Raw genomic sequence first — 25,518 nt, forward strand, 5'->3', positions numbered from 1 at the left:
AGCTTTTTATTTTCCTTGGCTAATAGAAATTTTTTTGTTCATTACAAAATAAAAGCCGGCTGTTTTGATATCACGGACGACACTGTGCAGCCCCTCTTCCTCAAGCTTTGAAAATATGCGATCAGCGTTTAACACGTCAAAACTCAGCATCTCTTCTTTATTCAACCCTGAGATCCGGATATCATCCAATAGATGATCGAATTCTTCATCAGCAAACACATTAATGCCAACTTCATATGCTACAGCTCCCGTATCAGAACCGTCAAGATTAATTTCTTCCGATTTTAAATACCAAAAGTCATAATAAATGATGTCTGTCATGTTTTTTCCTCCCGTCAATTAAGCAGATAGTCTTTATTGTATCAAAAACCGGGTCTTCATGTAAAAATGGCCTATTCATCAAGTGAATAGGCCATTCGTTTATTCTTTCACTTCTTTTTTCATAAACCCGACCATGACTGCTGTGATCAGTGATCCAATCAAGATCGCTGCTACATATAACAATGGATTTCCATCAACAATCGGGATAACAAATGCTCCCCCGTGGGGTGCGCGAAGTCCAATGCCAAAAATCATCGTAAGCGCTCCTGCTGCCGCAGATCCGATAACCGCAGCCGGGATAACACGCGCCGGGTCTGCCGCTGCAAACGGAATGGCTCCCTCAGTGATAAAGGATGCTCCCATCACGTAATTGGTTTTTCCCGCTTCACGCTCCGCTTTTGTAAACTTCTTTTTAAAGAAAGTTGTAGAAAGAGCAAGTCCAAGCGGAGGCACCATTCCTCCAGCCATAATAGCTGCATGCGGTGCAAAGTTGCCTGCGTCAATCATGGCAATCCCGAATGTAAAGGCCGCTTTGTTGATTGGCCCGCCCATATCTACAGCCATCATTCCGCCTAAAATCAAACCGAGCAGCACAAGATTTCCGGTTCCCATGCCTTTAAGCCAAACGGTCAATCCATCATTTAATGCTTTCACTGGTTCAATAATAATAAACATCATAATCAGACCTGTCAGCAAAATGCCGAACAGAGGATAAAGCAGTACAGGCTTAATGCCTTCAAGAGAATTCGGCAGACCGCTGAATGCTTTCTTAAGACCGACAACTAAATAACCTGCGAGGAAACCTGCGATTAATCCGCCAAGGAAACCAGCTCCCCCTGTAGCTGCCATAAGACCGCCAACCATACCTGGTGCAAATCCCGGCCGGTCCGCAATACTCATTGCAATAAATCCAGCTAAGACAGGAATCATGAGATAAAAGGCATTGCCGCCCCCAATTGTGCTTAATGCCTCAGCTATAGGATGATAGGATGGGTCGTTTGGATCTGCTGCTTTAATTCCAAAAACAAAGGAAAGCGCAATGAGGATTCCTCCGCCAACGACAAACGGCAGCATGTTTGATACACCATTCATGAGGTGCTTATAAAAACCGCTTCTTCCTGTTTTAGGTGAGTCAGCTGTTTTCTTCTCACCGCTGCTTTTATAAACAGGCGCATCTTGATCCAGCGCTTTTTGAATCAATTCCTGAGGCTTTCTGATTCCTTGAGCAACAGGCACTTGAATCACATGCTTGCCTGCGAAACGATCCATTTCCACCTGCTTGTCAGCAGCTACGATAATCGCTTCTGCTTCTGCAATGTCTTCAGCCGTCAAACCATTTTTAATTCCGCCGGATCCATTTGTTTCAACCTTGATGCTTACGCCCATCTCTTTCGCTTTTGCCTTAAGGGCATCTGCAGCCATATAAGTGTGTGCAATTCCAGTAGGACATGCTGTGACAGCAAGGATTTTCTTGCCTGAAGCGGATGATGCAGGTTCTTCTTCTGCTTCCATCTCTTTTTCTTTCTTATCAATCGCAGCGAGAACTTCTTCTTTTGAAGCCGCCTCATCAAGCTTCTTTTTAAAAGCCGGATCCATTAAAAAACTTGAAAGTCTGGAAAGCGTTTGCAAATGTTCATTGTTTGCTCCTTCAGAAGCGGCAATCATGAAAAACAAATGAGCATTCTGGCCGTCGAGAGATTCATAGTCTATGCCTTTTACAGAGCGGCCAAATGCAATCGCAGGTACGGATACTGCACTTGTTTTTGCATGAGGAATGGCAATCCCTTCACCGATTCCTGTCGTGCTCTGCTCTTCCCTTGCCAAAATCGCTGTTTTATACTCTTCTTTATTTTTAAGCTTGCCTGCACGGTCAAGTGCCTCAATGATTTCGTCGATAACAGCTGCTTTTGATTGTGCATTCAGGTCAAGGATAATCGTATCGCTTGTTAATAAATCTGTAATCTTCATTTTTCTTCCCCCTTCAATGAATATCTAAATCTCATTGACTTTCACTTCATTTATGAGCTTTGCTGCAAATTCCTTATCCGTTAAATCTTCTGAGAAAGCAGTTGCGCTTCCGGTGGCAACACCCTGTTTAAAGGCTTTCTTATAATCACCATGTTCTTTGTATCCTGCAATGAAGCCTGCAACAACTGAATCTCCCGCGCCAACTGAATTTTTCACTTTTCCTGATGGTACATTTGCAAAAAGTGCTCCGTGCTGATTGATGAATATGGCGCCTTTTTCTGCCATTGAAACAATCACATTCTGCACGCCCTCTTCAAGCAGTTTCTTCCCATAATGAACAGCTTCTTCAGTGCTGCTGATCTGAGTATCGAAAAGTTCGCCTAATTCATGATGATTTGGCTTGATGAGAAATGGTTTGCTTTGGAATGTGCTTCTTAAAGCATTGCCTGATGCATCAATGACAACTTTCACACCATTTTTTAAACATGTATCAGCGATTTCTTTGTAAAAGCTTTCGTCAAGAGCGGATGGAATGCTCCCTGCTAAAACAAGTACGTCCCCGGTGTTCAATTCACTAATTTTACCAAGCAATGCAAGGTTCTGTTCTTTTGTAATCTGAGGGCCCTGGCCATTGATTTCTGTCTCTTTAGCCGATTTAAGCTTGACGTTAATTCTTGTATGATCTGAGACACTGATAAAATCATGTGTAATTTCCTCTGATGAGAGAAATTCTTTAATGAACTCGCCTGTAAATCCGCCTGCAAAGCCAAGGGCTGTGCTTTCTGTTCCAAGTCGTTTCAGAACTCTTGAAACATTGATGCCTTTACCGCCCGGATAAACGTTTGCGCTCTCCGTGCGATTGAGGTGCCCCTCTTTAAAATCGTTTACCTTCACGACATAATCGATGGAAGGGTTCAGCGTACATGTATAAATCATGCTGTCACAACCTTTATCTCTGTCTTTTCCTTAAAATCATAAGCGGTGTCTTCATCCAGTTCGTTCGTAATCACCGCTGCTTCATGCAGGCCGGCAATTTTAGAGAACGAAATTTCATTGAATTTTGTATCATCTGCAAGAATATAAGCTTCTTGAGACAGTGTGATGGCAAGCCTTTTGATTGCGGCTTCCTCTGGATCCGGGGTTGTAAAACCTGCTTCCGGATGAATGCCGTTTACACCCATAAAACATTTATCAAATCTGTATGCGTTAATCCCTGACTGTGCTGCACTGCCTACTAGCGCTCTTGTTTTCGGCTTTACAATCCCTCCAATCAGGTAAGTGGGAATTTGATTTTCAAGCAGCATTTCAAGATGTGAAACGCCATTTGTGACGACCGTTATTTCTTTTTCTTTTAAATAAGGAATCATTTGCATAGTTGTTGTACCTGCGTCGATGTATATGCTGTCTCCGTTTTTTACAAGCTCTGCTGCATATTTGGCAATTCGTTCTTTTTCAGCAGCATTTTGTGATGACTTTTCAGTAACACTGAGTTCTTCTCCCTTTTGATGAAAAAGAGAAGCACCTCCGTGAACCCGCTTTAATTTTTTCTCTTTTTGGAGCTGGCTTAAATCTCTTCGGATGGTTGATTCTGAAGAAGATGTGGCATCAACTAATTCCTGTATCGTTGCGACCTGCTTTTCACCAAGTACCTTGATGATGATCCGGTGCCGTTCTGGCGTAATCATTCAGTCACCTCCAGCTAATCGTTCTTTTTGCCTAAAATCTTTATCTTGAGTTTATTCTAACGTAAGCCCTTTCATAAATCAACCAAAAACTTTCAAAATCAGTCATTATTAATCATGAATTCTATTATTCAATCAAAAACAGTCAATAGTTCGTTGATTTTCTCTTTTGTCTTCCAGGTGAATCCCAAATAGAATGTCATACGCACGCGTGTACTTTCCCTTAACCTTTTCAAAGCAAAAAAAGACCATCTGATTAAATCAGACAGTCTCATTTAACCTGCTATCATTCAGTTTTAATTGCTGAACAGCAAACTCCCTGTACATCTGATGAGTCTGCAGCAGTTCCGAATGTGTACCTGTTCCGGTGACTTTCCCTTTATCCAAAAAGATAATTTGATCGGCATCAATGACCGTGGACAGTCTGTGGGCAATGACGATCGTTGTCCGTCCGGCCATTAAGTTGCCAAGTGCTTTTTGAACAACGATTTCAGAATGGCTGTCAAGGCTTGATGTTGCTTCATCTAGAAGGAGGATTTTAGGATCCCTGATAAGCGCTCTGGCAATGCCAATGCGCTGACGCTGCCCGCCTGAGAGTTTAACACCTCGTTCACCTACTTGTGTATCATAGCCGTCAGGATATTCTTCAATGAATTGATCCGCATAAGCCATCTTCGCAGCTTTGGCTATTTCTGCATCCGTCACTTCTCTCGTTAATCCATAACAAATATTTTCTTTAATTGTGCCTGAGGTAATCGGACTCTCCTGAGAGACATAGCCAATATGCGCTCTCCAGGAAGCAAGGGTAAAGCCGTCTATTTTTTCATCCCCAAGATAAATGGCTCCCCCTGTCGGCAAGTAGTAACGTTCGACTAGTGAAAACAGCGTCGTTTTTCCGCTTCCGCTCGGTCCGACAATAGCCGTAGTCTGACCCGGTTTAATCTCAAGAGTAACCTTGTTTAATATAGGTTCTTCTTTTTTGTAGGCAAAATCAATCTCATTAAAGTGGATCGATTGATGAATGTCCTCTATTTTTTTGCCCGAATGAAGGTTTTCCTCCTCCTCTTCAAGAATTTCTATGATCCGTTCAGAAGCTCCCATTGCTTTTTGCAGCTGGGTGAAAAAAGCCGTAAATTGAGTCATTGGAATGACAATCTGAAAGAGATAAAGAATAAAAGCAACCAGATCCCCTGAAGACAAAACTCCTGCTTGAACTCTCAAACCGCCGTAGCCGAGAATCACGACCAGCAGCGACATAATCACAAGTGAGATTAACGGGCCAATCCATGCATGAATTTTCGCTTCAGCCAACCCAAATTGAAAAAGGCGGCCTACTCCGCTTTTTCCTGAGGTGTACTCTTTTTGTTCCGCATTGGAGGATTTCACTAAACGGACTTGAGATAACACTTCACTTAATAACGCTGTAAAGCTGGCCGTTTCATCCTGAAGACCTTTAGAGACTTTGTACATTTTTCTTCCCAGCGGAAGCAGAATTAATATGGAGAGAGGAATCAAGGTAAGCATGATTAGCGTCATTTGCCAATCGAGATAAAGGAGAATGCCAAATGATCCTATTATGGCAATGATTCCTGTAAAGAAGTTTGTAATATGATCTGTAATCAGCCCTTTTAAAATGGCCGTATCATTTGTCATCCGGCTGATCATTTCGCCGGTTTTGTGCTCGTCATAAAATCGGACGGGAAGATGGATATGCTTATTCCAAAGCCTTTCCCTTAATCTGGAAACGACATGCTGACCGACATGATTGAGCAGGTAAATGGATACCCCGCTTGTAATTGCCTGTGCGATAAAAGCTGATATCAGCAGAAAAATATGCACACTTCCAAAATTGTCAAAGCTGAAATCATCGATTAAATTCTTTGTGAATAAAGGGATGACCAGACCGACAACTGTAGACAAAACGCTGAGCGTGCCTGCAATCGCCATTTTTGTCTTTGAAGGCCTTGTCTCCCGTATAAGCTGAAAGAATACCCGCCATTTGCCGCCTGTCTTTTGTGAACTCATCTCATTTTGTCTCCTAACTTGCGTACTATCCTTTATTATACATTTTCCTTCTTAATAGTTTAAATTTGAAACTTCCTGCACTCTCCGCATGTATTTCCATAAAAAAGGAAATGATAAGGTGCATATCAATATATAGAAAGCAGCAGGAAATAAGATGGATAATTACACTGGCACCAATCAGTACAGACGGTATAAAGCCCATTTAAGCATGTTTGGAACGACCCAATTTCATTTAAGAAACCCGTATATCATTGCATGGTGGTCTGCAGCCTTTCCGGGATTTGGACATCTTCTTCTCTCTAAATATTTCAGAGGTCTGCTCTTATTTATCTGGGAAGTGTTTATTAACATGCAATCTCATTTGAACATCGCCATGGTTTACTCATTCTGCGGTGAAATTGACAAGGCGCGGGATGCACTTGATTACCGCTGGACTCTCCTATATATTCCTGTTTACATCTTTGCAATCTGGGACAGCTACAGGACTACCATTGATTCTAATCGTGTTTTTCTTCTTGCTGAACGGGAAAATGCCCCTTTCAACACGTTTTCAATAGGGGGGATGGAAATCAATTATTTAGATAAACGAAATCCAAGATTGGCAGTCGTTTGGTCTTTTTTAATGCCGGGAACTGGGCAGCTTTATATTCACCGCCTCATTACGGGATTCTTCGCTTTGATCTGGACGGTGGTTTTTGTGTACTACTCTAAATGCCTGCTTGCGGTACATTACTTGTTTTTAGGGCAAGTTCAGCATGCTACAGATATTCTGAATCCTTCATGGCTGATGTTTGTACCCTCTGTGTACGGTTTTGCTGCTTATGATGCTTACATAAATACAGTTGAGAACAATAAGCTTTTTATAGATGAGCAGAGAAATTTTTTGGTGAAAAATTATCAGCATTATCGTGTGAAATTTCCAGACAGAGTTTGAGAGGCGATTCCATTGCAAGTATTTGCAACCTTTAATCACTGCACATATCTAGAACTGGCCATTTCTCAGTTGGAACAAGAAGGAATACCAAAAGAGAGGATACTGGCGGTTTCATTAAAAACAACAGACGACTCAATGAAGCTGATGGATTCGATTCATCACTCTGATGGAGTCAGTTTGTTTGATACTGGCGCCGCACTTGCGACCGCTTTTGCAGTAATAGGCGTAAGCATCGGGTTTAAGCTAGCATGGGGGCCTGTTTATTGGGGGCTGATCGGAGCCGGGAGCGGGCTGGTGCTTGGATTTCTTCTCAATTTTATCTATTATCGTGTGATTAAAAAGAAAAAACTTAAGCTTCGGTCTAAAACGAAAGAAACGGAAGTTGTTCTAGTGATTGAATGCCATGAAGATTTTTATAGAAGAATCAACCAAGTTCTCGCGGATAATTATGCCATAGCGATCGGGTTTGTAAAATAAAAAAGCAGTTAGACTGAACCTTTTCAGTTCCTAACTGCTTTTTTCATTAGGCTTCCAGCTCCAATTGTGATGAGCCGCTGTGATTATACGTATCTGTATCTAATTCTTTTGTTATTTTTCCAGTTAAAACTCCCGCTGTCATACTGCCGCTTACATTTAATGCTGTACGGCCCATATCAATCAGCGGCTCAACAGAAATAAGCAATCCTGCTAAAGCAATCGGCATATTCATTGTTGAGAGGACAAGGATCGCAGCAAATGTAGCCCCTCCGCCAACACCTGCAACTCCAAATGAACTGATGGCAACAACCGCAATTAACGTAAAGATGAAAGAAGGACTTAACGGGTCGATTCCGACTGTCGGTGCAATCATGACGGCAAGCATTGCCGGATAGATGCCCGCACAGCCATTTTGTCCGATGCTTAGGCCAAAGGATCCTGCAAAGTTTGCGATTCCTTCAGGAACACCTAGCTGTTTCGTTTGTGTGCTGATATTCAATGGCAGCGTTCCTGCACTCGTACGTGATGTAAAAGCAAACGTCAAAACAGGGAAAACCTTTCTGACATATGTGATCGGGTTAAGTCCCGCAAGCGTCAGAAGCAGCAAATGGATGATAAACATGACAAGCAGAGCCACGTAAGAAGCGAGCACAAATTTCCCAAGCTTTAAGATGGAATCAAGATCACTTGATGCCACCGTTTTTGTCATGATGGCAAGCACGCCGTATGGAGTAAGCCGCAAAATGAGTGTGACGACTCTCATGATGATAGCGTAAAAGGCATCAACAATTTTCGCAAACAGCTCTGCATGCTGAGGTTCTTTTCGTTTAACTCCCAAGAAGGCTAAACCTAAGATTGCCGCAAAAATAACAACCGCTATCGTTGAGGTCGGGCGTGCTCCAGTAAAATCAAGAAATGGATTTCCAGGAAGCAGCTCAAGCATTTTCTGCGGGAACGTCTGATCCTGAATCTCAGTGTAGGATGCATCAAGCGCTTCCCCTCTTGCTGTTTCTGCTTCTCCTTGCTCAATTTGAACTGCCTCTAAATTAAATCCAAGTGAAGTGCCTATACCAATTGCAGCTGAGATTGCAGTAGTCCCTACAAGAATACCCAGGATTAGAACACTGATTTTTCCTATGTTATTCGATAATTTCATTTTCGTAAATGCTGCAAGAATTGAAATGAATACAAGCGGCATCACAATCATTTGAAGAAGCTTTACATAACCGCTTCCTACAATATTAAACCAGCCGATTGATTCAAGAAGAACCTCATTTTCCGGACCATAAATAAATTGAAAAGCAAACCCGAGAACGATCCCGAGGCCAAGTGCAGCAAATACACGTTTTGAAAACGAAACATGTTTTTTCTGCATAAAAAATAATAAAAAGATAAGACCCAAAAGCACGGCAATATTAATAATAATTAAAAAAGAAGTCACTTTTTTCTCCCCCTAACATTTTCCTTTATTACTAAAAAAATATAATGCAATTATTCCAATCAGTCAAGTAGGAATTAATGACACAGAACAATTGATTCATCATACGTCCGTCTTTCAGGAAATATTCATCAGAGGTTCCAACTCGCAGGGTGCTCTCATAAATTATTAAATCAGCTTCATAAAAGGAGGCGAATAATTGCTGTGATCAAAATCAAAAATGCAAATCAAAGTCAAAATATCCTGAATACATCCGTTCTGACCGGTGAGCAAAAAGAGATCCTGGATTTAATGGTGAAATATGAAGAAGTCTATTCCTTTGAACATTTTAATCAGTTTAAATTTGAAATGGATTTAAGAATTGAGATTGTCAAAGCTGCCTCAGCGCTCTACCAAAGCGGAGTTAAGTTTACAACCTTTGAATATTCCAAGTGCAATCCGGATTTTTGGGACCTGACAAGTCAGGGTGCAATTGTCATAAAGCCCGGAGTTCCGCCATCTGCAGGAATCAGGGATCTTTATGCAAACGGGACTCTGTATGCGTTTGAATGTGCCACTGCCATTGTGGCCGTTTTTTACAAAGCCGTGCTTGAGATGATTGAAGAGCGTCATTTCAATCGGCTATTCGCCGGAATGATTCTATATGACTGGCATTACGATGATGATTTGGGTGTTTTCACAAGAAGGGGAAACGATTATCTGCCAGGTGACTGTGTCTATTTTAAAAATCCGGATTTCGATCCTGAGAAGCCTCAGTGGCGGGGAGAAAACGCAATCGATATGGGATACGATCTCTATTACGGCCATGGGATTGGAATTAAAGATGCAGAAGGAATTATTGCATCACTGAATAAATACCGGAAAGAGGGAGCAGTCCGAACTGCTTATCTGCTTTCACAGGTTACGAGGCTTGATTACAGATATTTATATGATTACAGGCAGCTGGGAAGAGGAATTCAAGGGGAATTCCCACTCGCTGATAATCAGAAAATCATCTCGAAAATAGGCACCGCTGTTTATTTAAAATAGCGGACAAAAGCTGCCTGTTATTTAGGCAGCCTCAGCTGGTTCTTATCAAAACATTTGCGCTGCAAGTAGTATTGTTCACGTCCGAGGTACTGGTTGACAATCAGCTCCATCCTGCCGAGGTCATCTCTGCTTACGAGCGGGTCAAGGTCGCTCCACTTTACAACTCTAATAAAATAGTATTCTTTAATTGGAGTAAAGACGACGGGCGAATTTGGCCACTGATCAAACCAGAATTCCATTCTGCCGCGCTTTCTATAAGAATAATGAATAATTTTCATTTTCCATCACCTACTGACAGAATACACGTTCTATCCTAAAAAGAAAAGAAACAATCGGTTTACAAGCCTATTATTCAAACGTTCTTAAAATAGCTCTGACAGGGCTTCCATCTCCATCTACAATTTTCAGCGGCAAAGCGATCAATTCATAATCCCCTTGTCCTGCCGCGCTTAAATCCAGCCCTTCTAAAATATATATAGAATTCTCAAGGAATGAATGATGGGCAGGAAGCTCTTTGCTTTTCATAAAATCAACGGACGGAACATCTACTCCTACAAGCCTGACTCCGATTTCTTTCAGGTAAGCGGCTGCATCAGGGTGAAAATAAGAGAACTCCTCTGGAAATCTTAACGGGTCATCCCAAGAATCTGTGCGGATTAACAGCCTCTCTGTTTGAAAAAGATCAAATTTTTTCAACTCGTGCGCCGTGATCTCTTCTACATCTTGAAGATGGATGACTTTTGCTTTTCCGCAGTAGATGGATAGATCGAGCTCATGTACTTTTTTCGCCTCTGAATTAAAATGAAATGGTGCATCGATATGCGTTCCGGTGTGGGTGCTCATTTCCAGCTTGCCTATGTTAACCGAGCCGCTTGCTTCTTTCGTCCACATAAGTTCAAAGTCAAATGGCGTATCACCGGGCCACGTTGGCGTGCTATTTTGGACAGGTCTTGAAACGTCAATAATCTTCATGCGATCACCTCACGTTTATTTTCATATTGTTCATATCTTTTTTCCCTCATAATATCCTTTAAAACCTGGATTGTTCTCCAAATTTCTTCGTAAGACGTATACAATGCAACCGGGGCCAGTCTGATAATATTTGGTGAGCGATAATCCGGAATGACGCCAGCCTGTTTCAGGGCTTTGCAAATCCTTGCTGCTTCAGGGTGCAGGAGTGCAACGTGCCCCCCGCGTCTTTCGTCTTGTGCAGGATTGATGATGCGAAAAGCAAACCCTGAAAGCTCTGAATCAATTAAATCCATCATAACTCTAGTCATATTCAGTGACTTTTTGCGGATGGCTGATAGGGTAGCCTCTTTAAAAAGCTGAAGAGAAGCAGACAAAGGCGCAGAACTGAAAATATGGGGCGTTCCAATTTGATAGGCTCCGGCAGTGGATGCAGGTGTAAAAGTGTGCTCCATATCAAACTGAGACTCTTTATTGGACCCAAACCACCCGCTTAATCCCGGCGTTTTCCCTAGATGCTTCTCATGCACAAACAGCCCTGCAGCTGCCCCAGGCCCCCCGTTTAAATACTTGTAATTACACCAATAGGCAAAATCAACTCCCCATTTGTGAAACTCATGCGGAACGGCTCCCACTGAATGACACCCGTCAAAACCAATCAAAATCCCGCGCTTGCTTGCCGCCTTCGTCAGCTTTTCGATATTCAAAAGCTGTCCGCTCCGGTATAGAACAGTGGGCAAAACAATTAAGGCAATTTCATCAGTCATAGATGCGATGATTTCGTCTTCACTAAGTGTATGCCCATCCCTGCTTTTCACTTTAACTAGATGTACAGCAGGGTCGAGTCCTCTTAGAGACAGCTGACTTTGCAGGGCATAAATATCAGATGGAAAGTTCAGATCATCTGCCAGAATCTTCGTCCTGTTTTTTTCTGGATGAAAAAAGCTTGCAGCAAGCTGATGCAGATTGACTGTTGTTGATCCGGTCACAACTACCTCTTCAGGCTTCGCCCCTACCAGAAAAGCAGACTGCTCCCCAAGTGTTTCAGCTAAGTAGTACCAGGGCTTTTCTCCTTGTGTCCAGCCGTCAATCCCAAACTCCTTCCAGGCATCAAGCATTGACAGCAGCGCTGACTCTGCCCTTTTTGAAGGCAGGCCAAGTGAATTGCCATCTAAATAAATCGTATTGGTTTTCAGATAGAATTCATCTCTAAAATGGGCAAGCTCATCTTTCTCATCAAGGGCCGCCGCCGTTTTAAGATCCACTTGCATTCACGTCCTTCCGGCTTGATTCTGTTACATCGTTCACTCCTGCAATTAACCTGTCTAAAACCTCTTTCGCAGACATTGATTCATTAATCAATCTTAAACTCTGCCCTGCCCACAGCGACATGTTCTCTGGATTTAGCTCTTTTGCCGCATGACTGCGCAGCCGTTTTGTCAGATCGTTTTGCACAGGATAAGGCAAAATGCTGTTTTCAAATGGTTTCATCTTCTGAATAAAGTCATTTGATATTCCGCGTGCATATTTGCCTGAAAAGGCTCTCGTCAGAACCGTTTCATCTTCTTTGCTGCTAAGTATTTTTGCTTTGTAAGCAGCAGGAGCGCCGCTTTCTGTGCAGGGGATAAAAACACTGCCCAGCTGAACCCCATCTGCACCAAGGATCAGCGCTGCTGCGATTCCTCTTGCATCTGCAATTCCGCCAGCAGCAATAACCGGAACGCAGAGAGCATCTGCCGCCTGAGGAATAAGAGCCATAGTGCCGATACAGGCATCAGCGGAGTCATTGAATGTACCGCGGTGTCCTCCTGCTTCGCTTCCCTGCATGACGATCACGTCTGCCCCGCGCTCTTCAAATAAAATAGCTTCCTCCACGGTTGTTGCCGTGCCTATTATGATCCTGCCTGCCCGTTTCAGCTCCCTGACAGCTTCTATTGAAGGAAGGCCAAAAGTAAATGAACAAATCGGCACATCATTTAGAAGAACAGCCTCAAGCTGCTTCTCATAATTTGAATAACTCGTTTCATTTGTGAATGAAACATCGTGGACAGGCATGTTCATTTTTTTAAGAATACCCGTCATCGTCTGAATATCTTCTTTGCTGATGCTTACTTCTTTTTCAGGAACAAAAAGATTCACGTTAAACGGTTTGCCTGTTAATGCTTTTATTTCTTTTATGTGCTGATCAAGCTGAACAGAAGTTAAATACCCTGCACCGACTGACCCCAATGCCCCGGCCTCACTGACCGCGCTGACAAGCTTTGGAACAGTAATTCCTCCTGCCATCGGTGCTTGAATAATCGGGTATTCAATCTTCAGCAGCCTGCTTAAAGAGGTATGATGCCACTTCATACAAGTTCCCCTCCAATTTCAGAAGAATGATGTATACCTTCTTCTACATGTCATGCGCTGTTCCCTGCCATACTAAAAGGAATACCCGCATAGAGGCAAATAGTGACGTCATTTTAACTGATTATGCTAAAATGGTAAAAAATAGATTCAGAAAGATTGGAGTTGTCTTAGGTGGAAGAATTATGCCCGCTTTGCAATCCCGAAATGATAGAAGATCAACAAGCCGTTCTGTCCAATGAACATTGTCTCTTTTTGCAAATGCCGCAAAAAGTGCTGAAAGGTTCGGGCTTAATCGTTCCGAGAGAACACAGGCCGACCGTTTTCGAGTTAACAGAAGAAGAGTGGCATGCTACTTTCAGTCTCCTGCAGGAAGTGAAGAAATTTCTTGACGAAGAGTATCAGCCTGATGGCTATACGATTGGATGGAATTCAGGAGAAACGGGAGGACAGCATATTTTTCATGCTCACCTGCATGTTATTCCGCGTTTTGAAGACGAGCCTTATGCAGGCCGCGGCATTCGCTCCTGGCTGAAGGATCAAGAAAATATGAGGCCTTCTATACAAGATTAAGAATGATCTTTTTAGGGTAAAAAATAAAAAAGAGATGAAATCGAAAGGAGATTATCAGATGACCATTGTTTATATAAGCATTGCTCTTGTAGTTTGTGCACTTATTTATTTAGGAGTCTCTGCTTTTAGAACGTTTAAGAAAGCGCAGCCTGCATTGCAGGATCTTCAGGAAACGGCTAACCGCATTCAAAAGCAAACAGAGGGCATTCAAACCGAAACCACGAAGCTTTCTGCCACCCAGGAGAAAATCATGTCAGATGTTGAATACAAAAAACAGACCGTTCAGACAACAATTGAGATTGCTAAAGAAACTCCGGAAACAATCAAAGGCTTTAAAGAGTTTTTGCCTTCTAAAAAGGAAGAATCAGCCGCTCACAGAGTGCGGGGCTGAGAAAAGCAGATCACGTTTGTGGTCTGTTTTTTTGTTTGGTGACATCTAAATGAGGTTCTGTTTGGTACTTTAAATGAGCTCATTGCTCCGAAATGGGCATTAATTTGGGGTGTGCTTTAGATAGAATGAAATGGGAAAAGCAAAGAAGTTTATGGAAAAATCTTATTCCACTAATGGAAGCTAAGATTTTAAAAACGCAGGAATTTAGAATCCCTGCGTTTTCTTGTCCGATCCAGCAGCTAAACCATATCCAATTTATTGTTTTCATACAATCACTTTTCATGCTCTATAACCAGACTTACTTAGATTTCAATGCTCGACCCACCATGTCTCTCCGATTTTCATTACGTTAAGCTGTCCGGGATCCAGTTTGCGCTTGTCCCATTCTGCCAGCAGCCGCTCTAGAGCTTCCGGCCCCGTATCGTCAGCGAGCCGGTATGCCCCGTAATGCATTGGAACAAACGGTCCTTTTGCATTTAAATCTTGATAAGCTTTGACTGCATCCTCCGGGTTGATATGCGATACGTTCATGAACCACTCGGGTTCATATGCGCCGATTGGCATGAGCACGCAATCAATGTCAACCTTCTCGCCGATTTCCTTAAAACCGCGGAAATATCCTGTGTCTCCAACGAAGTAGATTGAGTATGACGAAATTCGAATGACCCACCCACCCCAATGAGACGTGTTCGTATCCCAGAGTGTTCTTCTTGTCCAATGCTGGGCAGGAACAAAGGTAAAGCTGACGCCTTTCATGTGAAAGGCTTCCCACCAGGCCGCTTCTGTCACATGCTTGTAGCCTCTTCTTCTGAATAAAGCACCAAGCCCCTCAGGCACATAAAAAAGCGGATTGCCTTTCAGCCGCTTGATCGCTGCGAAGTCCAAGTGATCATAATGCCCATGTGAAATCAGGACTGCATCAATTTCGGGAAGCTCACTTATCGGAAGACCGGGTATTGTCAGCCGCTTTTGCATGCCCATTCTTTCTGCCCAAACGGGGTCGGTCAGAATGTTTACTCCATCCATCTGAATCAAAAACGTCGAATGGCCAACCCAGGTTAAACTCATTTTAGACCGATTATTTTTAATCTCTTTTATATAAGTTTTTTCAGCAGTTTCAATGGATATGGATAAATCCTTTTCTTTCGATCTCCGCTCCTTCATCCACTTTCTGAAGTCAGAAAAGCTTTTGGTGTTTTCGACACCATCTAAGTTACGATATCTTTTCCCCATTTGCCTGCACCTTTACGTAAAATGTCCGTTCTCTGGGACCGTCAAATTCACAGAAGTAAATTCCCTGCCACGTACCCAGCAGCAGCTTTCCGTCTGTCACGATAACATGCTGCGATGCCCCCACAGTGCTCGCTTTCATATGAGCGGCGGTATTTCCTTCTTCATGACGGTCCTCTTCATGATGCCAAGGATAGATTTCGTCAAAACGTCTGATCATGTCTCTTTTTACATCTGGATCCGCATTTTCATTGATTGTAATGCCTGCTGTAGTATGCGGGCAGTAAATAAGGACAGTGCCTTCTTTTATAGAAGCTTCTCTCACTAGTTTTTCTACACTTGAAGTCACATCTGCCATCTCGTCGCGAGAGTTTGTTTTTAAAGTGAACTTTTTCAGCATTTTGCATATCCCTCCTTATTTCCTTTGGTTGAATTGTATCATTAAGAAGCATAATCAGGCACGTTCGGAACGATTTTTCAAATGAATTGATCCGTCTAATGACAAAAACCCCCAAAAAGGCATTCATCCTTCTTGGGGGGGGTTGTGAATTAGAGAACGTAAACTCTTGTTTCGAATGGCTTCAATGTGAATGAAGTTGTGTGTTTGTGGTCAGCAACTTCATAGTTTTGAAGAATCAGCTGTTCTTTCGATAACGGCAGCTTGCTGTACTGGTAGAAAGCCGTTTTGTTGCTGATGTTTGCGATAACCAGTGCTGTTTTGCCTTCATATGTTCTTGTGTAAGCATAAATTTGCTTGTCTTTTGGAAGAATCAAGTCGTAAGATCCATAAACAAAAACTAGATGCTCCTTGCGCAGATCAATCATCTTTTTATAAAAATGATAGACTGAGTTCTCATCTTTCAACTGCTTTTCAACGTTGATTTGTTTATAGTTTTCGTTAGCTCCAAACCATGGTGCGCCTGTTGTGAAGCCTCCGTTTTTCTCTTCATTCCATTGCATTGGTGTACGGGAATTATCACGGCCCTTATGCCAGATAATTTCCATGATTTCTTCATGTGAGCGTCCTTTTGCTGTTTCAATGCGGTAAAGGTTTTTCATGGCTACATCATCATAATCATCAATTGAAGGGAAATGAACGTTTGTCATTCCAAGCTCCTGTCCCTGATATATAAATGGTGTACCCTGCATCAAGAAGTACATGGCTGCGAGGGCTTTTGCACTTTCAGTCAAATACTCTTTATCATTGCCCCATGTTGATACAGAGCGAGGCTGGTCGTGATTTTCAAGGAATAATGCGTTCCAGCCGGAACCGTCCAATCCTTTTTGCCATTTTGTTAACGTTTCTTTTAACTTAATGAGGTCGACTGTTCCTTCTGTTCCATTGTCCCATAAATTGAGGTGCTCGAATTGGAAAATCATGTTGAAGATGCCATTTGTATCGCCAACCCAGTCTTCCGCCTGCTCAAGCTTAACGCCATTCGCTTCGCCGACTGTCATGATATCGTAACGCGCAAACGTTTGCGCTTTCAGCTCGCTTAGATGCTCCATAATACCTTCTACGTTCATGTGATAATCAAATGAGGAAACAAAATCCAGTCCGTTCGGATTAGGCAGATCAGGAAAACCATCTTTTTTGTTGATATGAGAAATTGCATCTACACGGAACCCGTCGATGCCTTTATCAAGCCACCAGTTAATCATATCGTATACAGCTTGTCTCATTTCTTCGTTTTTCCAGTTTAAATCAGGCTGCTTTGCTGCGAATACATGCATGTAATATTGATTTGTTTCTTCGTCAAGCTCCCATGCCGAACCGCTGAAGATGCTTTCCCAGTTGTTTGGCTCTTTGCCGTTTTTGCCATCGCGCCAGATGTACCAGTCACGTTTGTCGTTCTCTTTTGAAGAGCGTGATTCGATGAACCAAGGATGCTCATCACTAGTATGATTAACGACTAAATCAAGGATCAGCTTCATGTCTCTCTTATGCACTTCAGCCAGAAGGTCATCAAAATCCTCCATTGTTCCGAAGTCTGCCATAATATCCTGATAATCACTGATATCATATCCATTGTCAGCATTAGGCGATGTGAAAATCGGGCAAATCCAGATCACATCGATGCCGAAATCTTTTAAGTAATCTAATTTAGAAATAATGCCGCGGATATCTCCAATTCCGTCACCATTGGAATCCACGAAGCTTCTAGGATATATTTGGTATGCAACCGCTTCTTTCCACCAAATCTTTTTCAACTGAAACACTCCTTTATATCAACCTTAACGTCGAGTAAGACGAATGAAAAATAGGGTTAAAATGTTAAGTATAAAAGTATTCGCTTACATTTAATTAAAAGTTGTCATTACTAAAAAATATTATACTCTAATTATGTTAAAGATTGAACAATTTCCTTTGAATTCCTTCTAATAGTTTTTTAAGCACAAGCGTCCGTTCAGCTCCAATCCTGCAGCGCTAGACATCAAAGCGCAAAGTTTTTAAATATCCTTAAAACTGGAAAAAGAAGAAGCTATCTGCAAAAGATACCTTCTTCTTAAACAATTATGCAATTTTGGAACTAAGTTCAGCTGATTTTTTCTTCAGCCAGTCTTTTCCTTCTACTAATCTGGAAACCATCATGCTGCTGACATTATCTCCTGTAGCATTGAGCATCGTTGCCGGCGGATCAATTATCGTGGAGATTGCTGCAATGATAGGCAGAGCTTCAGGCGGAAATCCGTAAAGGGTCAAAATCAGCATTTCGCCAATCATCCCTCCGCTTGGAATAGCTCCCATTACCGTTCCAACCAGAATTGCTACAAGGACAACACTGGTTAATGTGCCAAAACCTGAGAAGTTCATTTCAAAGATTCCAAAAAGGAAGGCAATCTTTAATACGCCTCCAAGTACGGATCCATCCTTGTGAAGAGCAGCACCAAGAGGGACAGTAGTCTCGCGAATATCAGCGCTCACACCCATTTTGCGTGTAGCTTCAAGATTCACAGGAATCGAAGCTGCACTGCTGCAGGTAGCAAGTGAAGTCACGGTTGGAGAAAGCATGTTTTTCCAGAATACTGTGACTGCCTGCTTTTTGCCCGACATGAATGCGTAAATCGTAAAAGCAATCACAAAATAGAGAAATGCCGAGACGTAATACATGACACCCGCTTTGAAATAAGTACCTAAAAGCATTGGACCATATTCACCGACTAAAGTCGCGAAATAAGCGCCGAGCCCGATCGGTGCATAATACATAATTAATGATACAAGCTTCATCAAAACTTCTGATCCGGACGCAAGAAAGCTTGCAAACGGCTTCCCTTTTTCCCCGATCATCGAAACCGACAAACCTACTAAAACTGAAAAAACAATCATTGCCAGCATGTTATTTCTTGAAAATAACTCAACAAAATCCGGAACCGTAAATGTGCTGACAATTTGGTCTGCAAGTGTAACATCTTCCAGCGCCTCCGGTTTTTCAAGCTGAAGCGACACTCCCTGTGCAGGTGGAATGATTTTAACAACGACTACCATATAAAGAGCAGCAATTAAGCCTGTAAACAGAAACACGCCAAGCATGCTTCCCATAATCTTTCCGAGCCGCTTCGTTCCTCCCATATTTGCTATGGAAGAAGCGATTGTAAAGAATACTAATGGTACAACAACCGTAAACATGGCATTCAAAAACAGATCACCAAACGGTTTTAATAATGTAGCTTTTTCTCCAAACACAAGTCCGATTATTCCGCCAATAAGTACAGAAGACAGCAAAATAAGCGGAAAGCGATAAGCTTTCATCCAAAAATCCCTCCAACTAATAACGATAAGAACTCACTAATGCTATCAGAGGGAAAAAAATTATTCAACTAAATAATAGTGGAAGCGGACGGATAGTGAAATGTCTTTCTGGATAGTTAGCATGTTCATCGAGAATTTATTCTATCTTACAAAATTAATTTCCCAAGTGCAGCTGGAAAAGGCCATTCAGGTGGTAAAATGCGTGTGTTCTACACCTTTTTATTGAATTTTTTACATATAAAAAACAGGCAATCATTCTGGATTACCTGTTCCTGCTTCCATCTTCTTTTTTGCTTCAAGCGTCTTAATATGATGCCCTTCCATGTCCGTTACGGTAAACTCGTATCCGTCAGACATAATTTTGTCACCTTTTTTAACATCGATTCTCTCGGTGAGAACCCAGCCGCCAATTGTATCTACGTCTTCTGAATCGATCTCGAGCTGAAGGAGATCATTCACTTCTTCAATTAGTGCTTTGCCGTCGAAAATGTAATGATATTCGCTTTTCTTTTGAACATTAGGCAGTTCGTCAACGTCAAACTCATCGCGGATTTCACCGACGATTTCCTCAAGGATATCCTCTACTGTTACAAGCCCGGCTGTTCCTCCATATTCATCAACCAGGATCGCCATGTGAATCCGGTCTTTTTGCATTCTCATCAATAAATCCTGAATGGGAATTGTTTCAATAACCTTAATGACAGGCCGTATATAATTTTTAAGGAGCACGCCTTCTTTGGACATGTAAAGGGCATCTAATACTTCTTTGATATTTACGAGCCCCACAATGTTGTCTTTATCTTCATGTTCAAGCGGATATCTTGTATACCGTTCGCTCCTCATGATCTCTAAGTTTTCCTCAAAAGAATCCTCGAGCGCCACTGTAACCATCTCTGTTCTTGGAACCATGATTTCTTTGGCTATTCGATTATCAAATTCAAAAATCTTATTAACGTATTTATATTCTGACTGATTGATCTCGCCGCTTTTCAAGCTTTCAGACAAAATGATCCTCAGTTCCTCTTCTGTATGAGCCATTTCATGTTCTGATGCCGCATGCAGTCCGAACAGCCTGACAATAAATAATGCAGAACCATTCAGCGTTTTTATAAAGGGATACATGATTTTGTAAAAAATAATGAGCGGCCGTGACAATGTCATTGTCACCAACTCGGCTTTTTGAATAGCAAGCGTTTTTGGCGCAAGCTCTCCAATGACTACATGCAAGTAAGTAATAGCTATAAAAGCCAGGACAAACGATAAAATGCCGGAAAGCGATGGGTTTAGTCCCCATGAGTCAAAAAAAGGATGAAGCAAATGTTCAATTGTCGGCTCCCCAAGCCATCCAAGTCCAAGGGCTGTTATGGTAATGCCGAGCTGGCAGGCAGATAAATATTCATCCAGGCTGCCTGTCACTTTTTTTGCGGCTATCGCGTTCTTATTCCCTTCACCGACCAGTTGATCAATTCTGGAACTTCTCACCTTAACTATGGCAAATTCTGCAGCAACAAAAAATCCGGTAGCTGCAATTAACAGGGCGACCAATAATAAATTTGTAACAATCAAGAGTTCCCTTACCCGTCAGCGGATAAGGTCACCTCCCTTCTTAGGTGAAATCCTTCTAGGTGAATACTTATATATACTTTCTATTCTTTACTAACTAGAAGACGCTTAGCATCTCATTTATTTCCATATTCTCTTTAAATGAAAAAATTCTTGAATATATCCCCACACAGACACTGGTGACATGATCATTTGATAAGTTAAGACAAATAAGAAAAACCCCGCTGTGTTTTTTCTCACTTTTAAATCAAGCTCCCTGAACACTTTTTTCTGATAGGAGTAAATGCTGAAATAGCTGATTAAGGTAATCGGAAGAACAAATAATGTCATCGGGCCTACAATCCAAAAGTAACCGAAGAATGCAAGAATAAGGCCTGGAATCCAGAATACTGTGTATGTAAAATCCAGGTATGGCATGATAAAGTTTATGCCGGTCAAAAATTTCGCGAAGAGAACCGGCTGATGCCAGGGCTTCATTTCCTTCAAAGCTTCGATCATTCCCCTGGCCCATCTTGATCTCTGTTTGGCAAAATGATGAAACGTCGCTGGAACTTCAGTAAAAGCAACAGAAAGCGGCTCGAAGTAAACCCTGTAATTGCGGTGAAGGAACCGCCATGTCAGCACAATATCCTCACCAATGGCTTCAGGCCAGCCTCCGATTTCCTTTACTGCATCTGTCTTATAAAGACTAAAAGCCCCTTGTGCGACAAGTGTTCCCTGATAAAGCCCCTGAAGTCTCTTTATGGCTGCAATTCCAAGGAAATAATCCCACTCCTGCATTTTTGTAAGTAAATTCTCACGGCTGTTTCTGGCAAGAATTGTACCTGCAACGGCACATACATCTTCAGGTGAACTCACCATTCTTGCGACAATATAACGAATGGCACTTATATGTAAAAGAGTATCAGCATCAAGCGTCAAAACAAACTCCGTATTTGTTTGACTGATTCCACGGTTCAGAGCATGAAACTTCCCTGGCTTTTCCTCATTTAAAACACGAAGATTCAGCCTAAGTTCTTTCCCAGTCTTTTCAGCTCTAGCTGCAGTATCATCAGTGGACCCATTATCAACCACGATCACATGAATCTCGCCTTCATAATCCTGTTTAGCGATGTAATGAATCACAGTCCCGATATTTCTTTCTTCATTTCTTGCAGCAATAATGACGGTAACCGGCACATCGGGGCTGATATTCTTATGTCTAGGCTGCCTGTCGATCCACAGACTGCACACTAAAAAAGCATTTAAAAATCCCGGAACATACGCAATTCCGGCAATAATCATAATGGCAAGAGGAAGCCCTATGATTTCTGCAAGCTCCCTTACCCACGGCAATGAAAGTAAGATCGATGCGACCATCCAAAGAACGGCAGCGGTCTGGCTGATCCAAAACTTCTTTTTTACTGATACATATCTTTTTTTCATAAGTTATCAACCTCAGGTAATGCCTGTTTCTTTTATCTTTTACAAAAAAAACAATTACATGCCCTTAGGACAAAGATGATAACTTTCACCGATTGCCGAAAAAATAGAGCAAGATTGCACATACTACAGAAGAATACGTTTTGAACGGGAAGTGAAACGATGAAACTGACAGAAGATGAAAAAAACGCACTCAGCGATGCGATTGATAAAATGAATGAAGGACTTGATGTCTTTATTCAATTTTACAATGACGCAGAAGAGGATAAGCCTATCATCGAATTTAATGAGAACACGATGTCAGCAATCGAAAAAGCTATAGGTGTCTACGGAAAAGATACAGTCACTGAGAAGATTAACTCTATTATCAGAGAAGTCCTTTCTTTTCTTCCAAAAGAAAAATAAGAGGTGAAAATAGTGAGGTCTAATAAATTATTGATTGATTGGCTGAAGTGGCCGCTGTATTTTAGGATTGTTTTGATCGTGATGCTGATTGTGCTTCTTTTCGGACAGGTGATTTCACTTATTGAACCTGAAGTTTTTCCAACCGTGTTTGATGGAATCTGGTGGGCGCTTGTCACCGTATCCACAGTCGGCTTCGGAGACTATGTGCCTAAAACCGTAGCGGGACGCTTTGTCGGAATGGTGCTCATTTTGATCGGTGCAGGGTTTGTCACAACCTATTTTGCTACATTGTCAGCTGCAGCTTTTCAAAAACAGCATTCATACCTTAAAGGGGATACCACGTTTAAACATGGCAATCATATCGTCATTATCGGATGGAATGAGAAAACGAGCGAACTCATTGAGACGTTTCAAAAAATAAAACCGTACAAAACCCTCGTTTTAATTGATGATACGCTTGAGGAGTCACCGCTCATTGAAAATCTTCATTTTATTAGAGGGAATCCGACAATAGACCGCACGCTTGTGAAGGCGAATATCGAACAGGCTGATGCTGCAATTATTACAGCCAACCAGCATAAGAATGAGTCCGATGCCGATATGCACACTATTCTAATTTTACTTGCTTTAAAAGGGATAAATCCCGATTTATATACGGTTATTGAGCTCGTTACCGGCATGCATCTGAATAACGCAAAGCGTGCTGGAGCAGATGAAATTATTAAATCTTATCAGCTTTCAAGTCACTTAATGATGAACAGCTACTTAGCAAAATACGGATTATCAAGCGTATACTCTGAACTCAATCCGGCAAATGGAAACTACTTCAAAATTGAACCGATTCCCGAGGAATTAATAGGAGAAACCTTTCATGCGGCAAGCCATGCCCTTCTAGAAAAAGAGCTGCTGTTGATCGGCATCAAAAAAGGAGATAAGACGAAGTTAAACCCGCCCATCTCCCAAGTCCTTCATCAGGATGATTTACTCATTCTGATTACTCACTAGTCCAGCAAGACTGCTTCAAGTTCTTTCACTAGATCCTTGCCAAGATCAATATACTTTTCAGGAAACTCGGCGTCCTTGTCCTGAGGTTCCTGAAATTGATCAAACGAAGCTTTCACATTTCCAATATGAACATTATCATCAAGTCCAATTTGGTATTTATGTGAAAGCAGATATGGATTTGTCAGCTTAACTGTCGTATTTTGCGAATCAAGCTGGCCATCCACTGCTGTAAATGGAACGCGCAAGAACTGATAGCCTACTTCATCATCAATCTTATAATCAAATGAGCCATGATCATACTCCCACCCTCCCCCAATCGCATATCCAAGCGGTTTCAGCTGCTGTTCAAGATGATAGAGCTTAAATGACTTCCCTTCAAGCTTTGATGGAATTTCAATCACGTCCATCAACCTCCTTTTAAAGAATAGGTTTTCCTAAAGGGTTCTTTTTTATCATTAAAAAAGGAGATGCGCCATGTGGCACATCTCCTTTTTGTTTTTATTTCAAACGCTTTTCAAGCTCTGCTTTCACTTCTTCAAAACCAGGTTTGCCAAGTAAAGCAAACATGTTAACTTTGTATGCTTCAACACCAGGCTGGTCAAATGGATTAACTCCTAAAAGGTATCCGCTCATAGCACATGCTTTTTCGAAGAAATAAACCAGGTATCCGAATGTGTACTCGTTCATTTCCGGAAGGTTCACGATCAAGTTCGGAACGCCTCCGTCTGTATGAGCAAGCATTGTGCCCTGGAATGCTTTTTTATTAACGAAATCAACTGTTTCTCCAGCTAAGTAATTTAAGCCGTCCAAATCATTCTCTTCCGCTTCAATGGTTAATTCATGACGGGGCTTCTCAACGTTCAGCACCGTTTCAAATAGATCGCGGCGTCCTTCTTGAACGTATTGTCCCATTGAATGAAGATCCGTTGAGAAGTTTGCTGAAGCAGGGAAAATACCTTTTTGATCTTTTCCTTCACTTTCGCCAAACAGCTGCTTCCACCACTCTGCAAAATATTGAAGACCCGGCTCATAGTTAATGAGCATTTCAATCGTTTTTCCGCGGTTATATAATGCATTTCTCACAGCGGCATATTGATAGGCAGCATTCTCTTCAAGCTCAGAATTTGCAAAGTCCTCCATAGCTGCTGCTGCACCTTTCATCATTTCTTCAATGTCAGCTCCTGCAGCAGCAATCGGCAATAAACCAACAGCTGTTAATACAGAATAACGTCCGCCAACATCATCTGGAATAATGAATGATTCGTAGCCTTCTTCAGTCGCAAGTGTTTTTAAAGCACCGCGAGCTTTGTCTGTTGTTGCATAAATACGGGATTTAGCTTCAGCTTTGCCGTATTTTTCTTCAAGCAGCTTGCGGAAAATACGGAATGCAAGCGCAGGTTCTGTCGTTGTGCCTGATTTAGAAATAACATTGATGGAGAAGTCTTTCCCCTCAAGAAGATCCATTAAGTCCTTCATGTATGTTGAGCTGATATTATTTCCAACAAAAATGATCTGAGGCGTTTTGCGCTGTTCTTTAGATAGCGCATTGTAGAAAGAATGGTTCAGCATTTCAAGAGCAGCACGTGCTCCAAGGTATGAACCGCCGATTCCGACAACTAAAAGAACATCTGAATCAGATTTGATTTTTTCAGCACTTTTTTGAATGCGTGCAAATTCTTCTTTATCATACTCAGACGGAAGATCAACCCATCCCAGATAGTCGCTTCCAGCACCTGTTTTTTCATGAATTGAATGATGCGCCACTTTAACGAAATCGCGCAAATATGTAAGTTCGTGTTCACCAAAAAATGACAACGCTTTAGAATAATCAAAACGAACATGTGTCATTGCAGTTCCTCCATCGCATATAAAAATTTTTATCCTCTTTCACTTTAACGAAACTGAGAGGGTAAATCAAGCGAGCCTCCTGATGTAAACGCGTCCAATTTAAAAATAAATAAAACACCCTGCTGAAACAGGGTGCTC

The 25,518-nt window shown here is 41.9% G+C and carries 25 protein-coding genes; 7 read left to right on the forward strand and 18 right to left on the reverse strand.

The annotated features are described in order from the left end of the window. Positions 1 to 6: 6 nt before the first annotated feature. The 5 genes from E2R53_RS13930 to E2R53_RS13950 form a co-directional block, all read right to left on the reverse strand. A complete protein-coding gene (locus E2R53_RS13930; protein ID WP_133312377.1) occupies positions 7 to 321 on the reverse strand; it encodes a hypothetical protein in 315 nt (104 codons plus the stop codon). Positions 322 to 420: 99 nt separating this feature from the next. After that, on the reverse strand, positions 421 to 2,289 hold the full coding sequence (locus tag E2R53_RS13935; protein ID WP_133312378.1) for a PTS fructose transporter subunit IIABC: 1,869 nt from the start codon (positions 2,287 to 2,289) through the stop codon (positions 421 to 423). A 24-nt stretch (positions 2,290 to 2,313) separates the two neighbouring features. Beyond that, on the reverse strand, positions 2,314 to 3,225 hold the full coding sequence (gene pfkB / locus E2R53_RS13940) for a 1-phosphofructokinase (protein ID WP_133312379.1): 912 nt from the start codon (positions 3,223 to 3,225) through the stop codon (positions 2,314 to 2,316). Beyond that, a complete protein-coding gene (locus E2R53_RS13945; protein ID WP_133312380.1) occupies positions 3,222 to 3,974 on the reverse strand; it encodes a DeoR/GlpR family DNA-binding transcription regulator in 753 nt (250 codons plus the stop codon). The genes pfkB and E2R53_RS13945 overlap by 4 nt, the downstream gene beginning before the upstream one ends. Positions 3,975 to 4,232: 258 nt before the next feature. Continuing rightward, a complete protein-coding gene (locus E2R53_RS13950) occupies positions 4,233 to 5,996 on the reverse strand; it encodes an ABC transporter ATP-binding protein (protein ID WP_133312381.1) in 1,764 nt (587 codons plus the stop codon). A 154-nt stretch (positions 5,997 to 6,150) separates the two neighbouring features. Between E2R53_RS13950 and E2R53_RS13955 the strand changes: the two genes are divergently transcribed. Further along, positions 6,151 to 6,930: a hypothetical protein gene (locus E2R53_RS13955; protein ID WP_133312382.1), complete on the forward strand. Its 780-nt coding sequence runs from the start codon at positions 6,151 to 6,153 to the stop codon at positions 6,928 to 6,930. Between the two features lie 12 nt (positions 6,931 to 6,942). After that, a complete protein-coding gene (locus E2R53_RS13960) occupies positions 6,943 to 7,407 on the forward strand; it encodes a hypothetical protein (protein ID WP_133312383.1) in 465 nt (154 codons plus the stop codon). Between the two features lie 46 nt (positions 7,408 to 7,453). On the opposite strand, the gene E2R53_RS13965 is transcribed toward E2R53_RS13960, so the two are convergent. Next, positions 7,454 to 8,848, reverse strand: a complete 1,395-nt coding sequence (locus E2R53_RS13965) for an L-cystine transporter (RefSeq protein ID WP_133312384.1) — start codon at positions 8,846 to 8,848, stop codon at positions 7,454 to 7,456. 201 nt (positions 8,849 to 9,049) lie between these two features. Here E2R53_RS13965 and E2R53_RS13970 point away from each other — a divergent pair, with 201 nt between their 5' ends. After that, complete coding sequence (locus E2R53_RS13970) at positions 9,050 to 9,874, forward strand: protein-glutamine gamma-glutamyltransferase (protein ID WP_165970990.1); 825 nt, start codon at positions 9,050 to 9,052, stop codon at positions 9,872 to 9,874. A gap of 17 nt (positions 9,875 to 9,891) precedes the next feature. On the opposite strand, the gene E2R53_RS13975 is transcribed toward E2R53_RS13970, so the two are convergent. From E2R53_RS13975 to E2R53_RS13990, 4 genes are all read right to left on the reverse strand, one after another. Beyond that, entirely contained in the window at positions 9,892 to 10,152 is a 261-nt protein-coding gene (locus tag E2R53_RS13975; protein ID WP_133312386.1) for a hypothetical protein, read from the reverse strand. 70 nt (positions 10,153 to 10,222) lie between these two features. Next, entirely contained in the window at positions 10,223 to 10,846 is a 624-nt protein-coding gene (kynB, locus tag E2R53_RS13980; RefSeq protein WP_133312387.1) for an arylformamidase, read from the reverse strand. Further along, positions 10,843 to 12,114 (reverse strand): kynureninase, encoded by a 1,272-nt coding sequence (kynU, locus tag E2R53_RS13985; protein ID WP_133312388.1) that lies wholly within the window; start codon positions 12,112 to 12,114, stop codon positions 10,843 to 10,845. Before kynU ends, kynB begins: the two co-directional genes overlap by 4 nt. Next, positions 12,098 to 13,195 carry an NAD(P)H-dependent flavin oxidoreductase gene (locus tag E2R53_RS13990; RefSeq protein WP_133312389.1) on the reverse strand — a complete coding sequence of 366 codons (1,098 nt, stop codon included), beginning with the start codon at positions 13,193 to 13,195 and terminating at the stop codon, positions 12,098 to 12,100. The genes kynU and E2R53_RS13990 overlap by 17 nt, the downstream gene beginning before the upstream one ends. A gap of 171 nt (positions 13,196 to 13,366) precedes the next feature. Here E2R53_RS13990 and E2R53_RS13995 point away from each other — a divergent pair, with 171 nt between their 5' ends. Further along, positions 13,367 to 13,765, forward strand: coding sequence for an HIT family protein (locus E2R53_RS13995; protein ID WP_286166207.1), 399 nt, complete (start codon positions 13,367 to 13,369; stop codon positions 13,763 to 13,765). Between the two features lie 58 nt (positions 13,766 to 13,823). Next, positions 13,824 to 14,156, forward strand: a complete 333-nt coding sequence (locus tag E2R53_RS14000) for a DUF948 domain-containing protein (protein ID WP_165970991.1) — start codon at positions 13,824 to 13,826, stop codon at positions 14,154 to 14,156. A 309-nt stretch (positions 14,157 to 14,465) separates the two neighbouring features. Here E2R53_RS14000 and E2R53_RS14005 read toward each other — a convergent pair whose 3' ends face one another. The 6 genes from E2R53_RS14005 to E2R53_RS14030 form a co-directional block, all read right to left on the reverse strand. Further along, positions 14,466 to 15,389, reverse strand: coding sequence for an MBL fold metallo-hydrolase (locus E2R53_RS14005; RefSeq protein WP_133312391.1), 924 nt, complete (start codon positions 15,387 to 15,389; stop codon positions 14,466 to 14,468). Then, positions 15,370 to 15,786 carry a secondary thiamine-phosphate synthase enzyme YjbQ gene (locus E2R53_RS14010; RefSeq protein WP_133312392.1) on the reverse strand — a complete coding sequence of 139 codons (417 nt, stop codon included), beginning with the start codon at positions 15,784 to 15,786 and terminating at the stop codon, positions 15,370 to 15,372. The genes E2R53_RS14005 and E2R53_RS14010 overlap by 20 nt, the downstream gene beginning before the upstream one ends. A 149-nt stretch (positions 15,787 to 15,935) precedes the next feature. Further along, a complete protein-coding gene (locus E2R53_RS14015) occupies positions 15,936 to 17,597 on the reverse strand; it encodes a glycoside hydrolase family 13 protein (RefSeq protein ID WP_133312393.1) in 1,662 nt (553 codons plus the stop codon). 304 nt (positions 17,598 to 17,901) lie between these two features. Next, on the reverse strand, positions 17,902 to 19,137 hold the full coding sequence (locus E2R53_RS14020; RefSeq protein ID WP_133312394.1) for a dicarboxylate/amino acid:cation symporter: 1,236 nt from the start codon (positions 19,135 to 19,137) through the stop codon (positions 17,902 to 17,904). Between the two features lie 252 nt (positions 19,138 to 19,389). Beyond that, the gene (locus E2R53_RS14025) at positions 19,390 to 20,703 is read right to left on the reverse strand and encodes a hemolysin family protein (RefSeq protein ID WP_133312395.1); all 1,314 of its coding nucleotides are present in this window, start codon (positions 20,701 to 20,703) and stop codon (positions 19,390 to 19,392) included. Between the two features lie 117 nt (positions 20,704 to 20,820). Then, on the reverse strand, positions 20,821 to 22,125 hold the full coding sequence (locus E2R53_RS14030) for a glycosyltransferase family 2 protein (protein ID WP_133312396.1): 1,305 nt from the start codon (positions 22,123 to 22,125) through the stop codon (positions 20,821 to 20,823). Positions 22,126 to 22,284: 159 nt separating this feature from the next. On the opposite strand from E2R53_RS14030, the gene E2R53_RS14035 reads away from it, so the two are divergent. Beyond that, positions 22,285 to 22,527, forward strand: coding sequence for an atypical membrane-integrating protein (Mistic protein) (locus tag E2R53_RS14035; RefSeq protein ID WP_133312397.1), 243 nt, complete (start codon positions 22,285 to 22,287; stop codon positions 22,525 to 22,527). A 12-nt stretch (positions 22,528 to 22,539) separates the two neighbouring features. Beyond that, entirely contained in the window at positions 22,540 to 23,532 is a 993-nt protein-coding gene (locus tag E2R53_RS14040; protein ID WP_133312398.1) for a potassium channel family protein, read from the forward strand. On the opposite strand, the gene E2R53_RS14045 is transcribed toward E2R53_RS14040, so the two are convergent. Beyond that, positions 23,529 to 23,933: a YugN-like family protein gene (locus E2R53_RS14045; protein WP_070875860.1), complete on the reverse strand. Its 405-nt coding sequence runs from the start codon at positions 23,931 to 23,933 to the stop codon at positions 23,529 to 23,531. The genes E2R53_RS14040 and E2R53_RS14045 overlap by 4 nt on opposite strands. Positions 23,934 to 24,030: 97 nt before the next feature. Further along, positions 24,031 to 25,380, reverse strand: a complete 1,350-nt coding sequence (locus E2R53_RS14050; protein ID WP_133312399.1) for a glucose-6-phosphate isomerase — start codon at positions 25,378 to 25,380, stop codon at positions 24,031 to 24,033. Positions 25,381 to 25,518 lie beyond the last annotated feature (138 nt).

The organism is Peribacillus frigoritolerans (genome assembly GCF_004358755.1).
Lineage (GTDB): Bacteria > Bacillota > Bacilli > Bacillales > Bacillaceae > Bacillus_P.

Bases quoted from the DNA above. Each gene is read 5' to 3' on its own strand.
- E2R53_RS13935 (WP_133312378.1), bottom strand. From the start codon at position 2,289: ATGAAGATTACAGATTTATTAACAAGCGATACGATTATCCTTGACCTG.
- E2R53_RS14050 (WP_133312399.1), bottom strand. From the start codon at position 25,380: ATGACACATGTTCGTTTTGATTATTCTAAAGCGTTGTCATTTTTTGGT.
- E2R53_RS14035 (WP_133312397.1), top strand. From the start codon at position 22,285: ATGAAACTGACAGAAGATGAAAAAAACGCACTCAGCGATGCGATTGAT.
- E2R53_RS14030 (WP_133312396.1), bottom strand. From the start codon at position 22,125: ATGAAAAAAAGATATGTATCAGTAAAAAAGAAGTTTTGGATCAGCCAG.
- E2R53_RS13975 (WP_133312386.1), bottom strand. From the start codon at position 10,152: ATGAAAATTATTCATTATTCTTATAGAAAGCGCGGCAGAATGGAATTC.
- E2R53_RS13955 (WP_133312382.1), top strand. From the start codon at position 6,151: ATGGATAATTACACTGGCACCAATCAGTACAGACGGTATAAAGCCCAT.
- E2R53_RS13930 (WP_133312377.1), bottom strand. From the start codon at position 321: ATGACAGACATCATTTATTATGACTTTTGGTATTTAAAATCGGAAGAA.
- E2R53_RS14020 (WP_133312394.1), bottom strand. From the start codon at position 19,137: ATGAAAGCTTATCGCTTTCCGCTTATTTTGCTGTCTTCTGTACTTATT.
- pfkB (WP_133312379.1), bottom strand. From the start codon at position 3,225: ATGATTTATACATGTACGCTGAACCCTTCCATCGATTATGTCGTGAAG.
- kynB (WP_133312387.1), bottom strand. From the start codon at position 10,846: ATGAAGATTATTGACGTTTCAAGACCTGTCCAAAATAGCACGCCAACG.
- E2R53_RS13990 (WP_133312389.1), bottom strand. From the start codon at position 13,195: ATGAAGTGGCATCATACCTCTTTAAGCAGGCTGCTGAAGATTGAATAC.
- E2R53_RS13945 (WP_133312380.1), bottom strand. From the start codon at position 3,974: ATGATTACGCCAGAACGGCACCGGATCATCATCAAGGTACTTGGTGAA.
- E2R53_RS14010 (WP_133312392.1), bottom strand. From the start codon at position 15,786: ATGCTGAAAAAGTTCACTTTAAAAACAAACTCTCGCGACGAGATGGCA.
- E2R53_RS13950 (WP_133312381.1), bottom strand. From the start codon at position 5,996: ATGAGTTCACAAAAGACAGGCGGCAAATGGCGGGTATTCTTTCAGCTT.
- kynU (WP_133312388.1), bottom strand. From the start codon at position 12,114: ATGCAAGTGGATCTTAAAACGGCGGCGGCCCTTGATGAGAAAGATGAG.
- E2R53_RS14000 (WP_165970991.1), top strand. From the start codon at position 13,824: ATGACCATTGTTTATATAAGCATTGCTCTTGTAGTTTGTGCACTTATT.
- E2R53_RS14005 (WP_133312391.1), bottom strand. From the start codon at position 15,389: ATGGGGAAAAGATATCGTAACTTAGATGGTGTCGAAAACACCAAAAGC.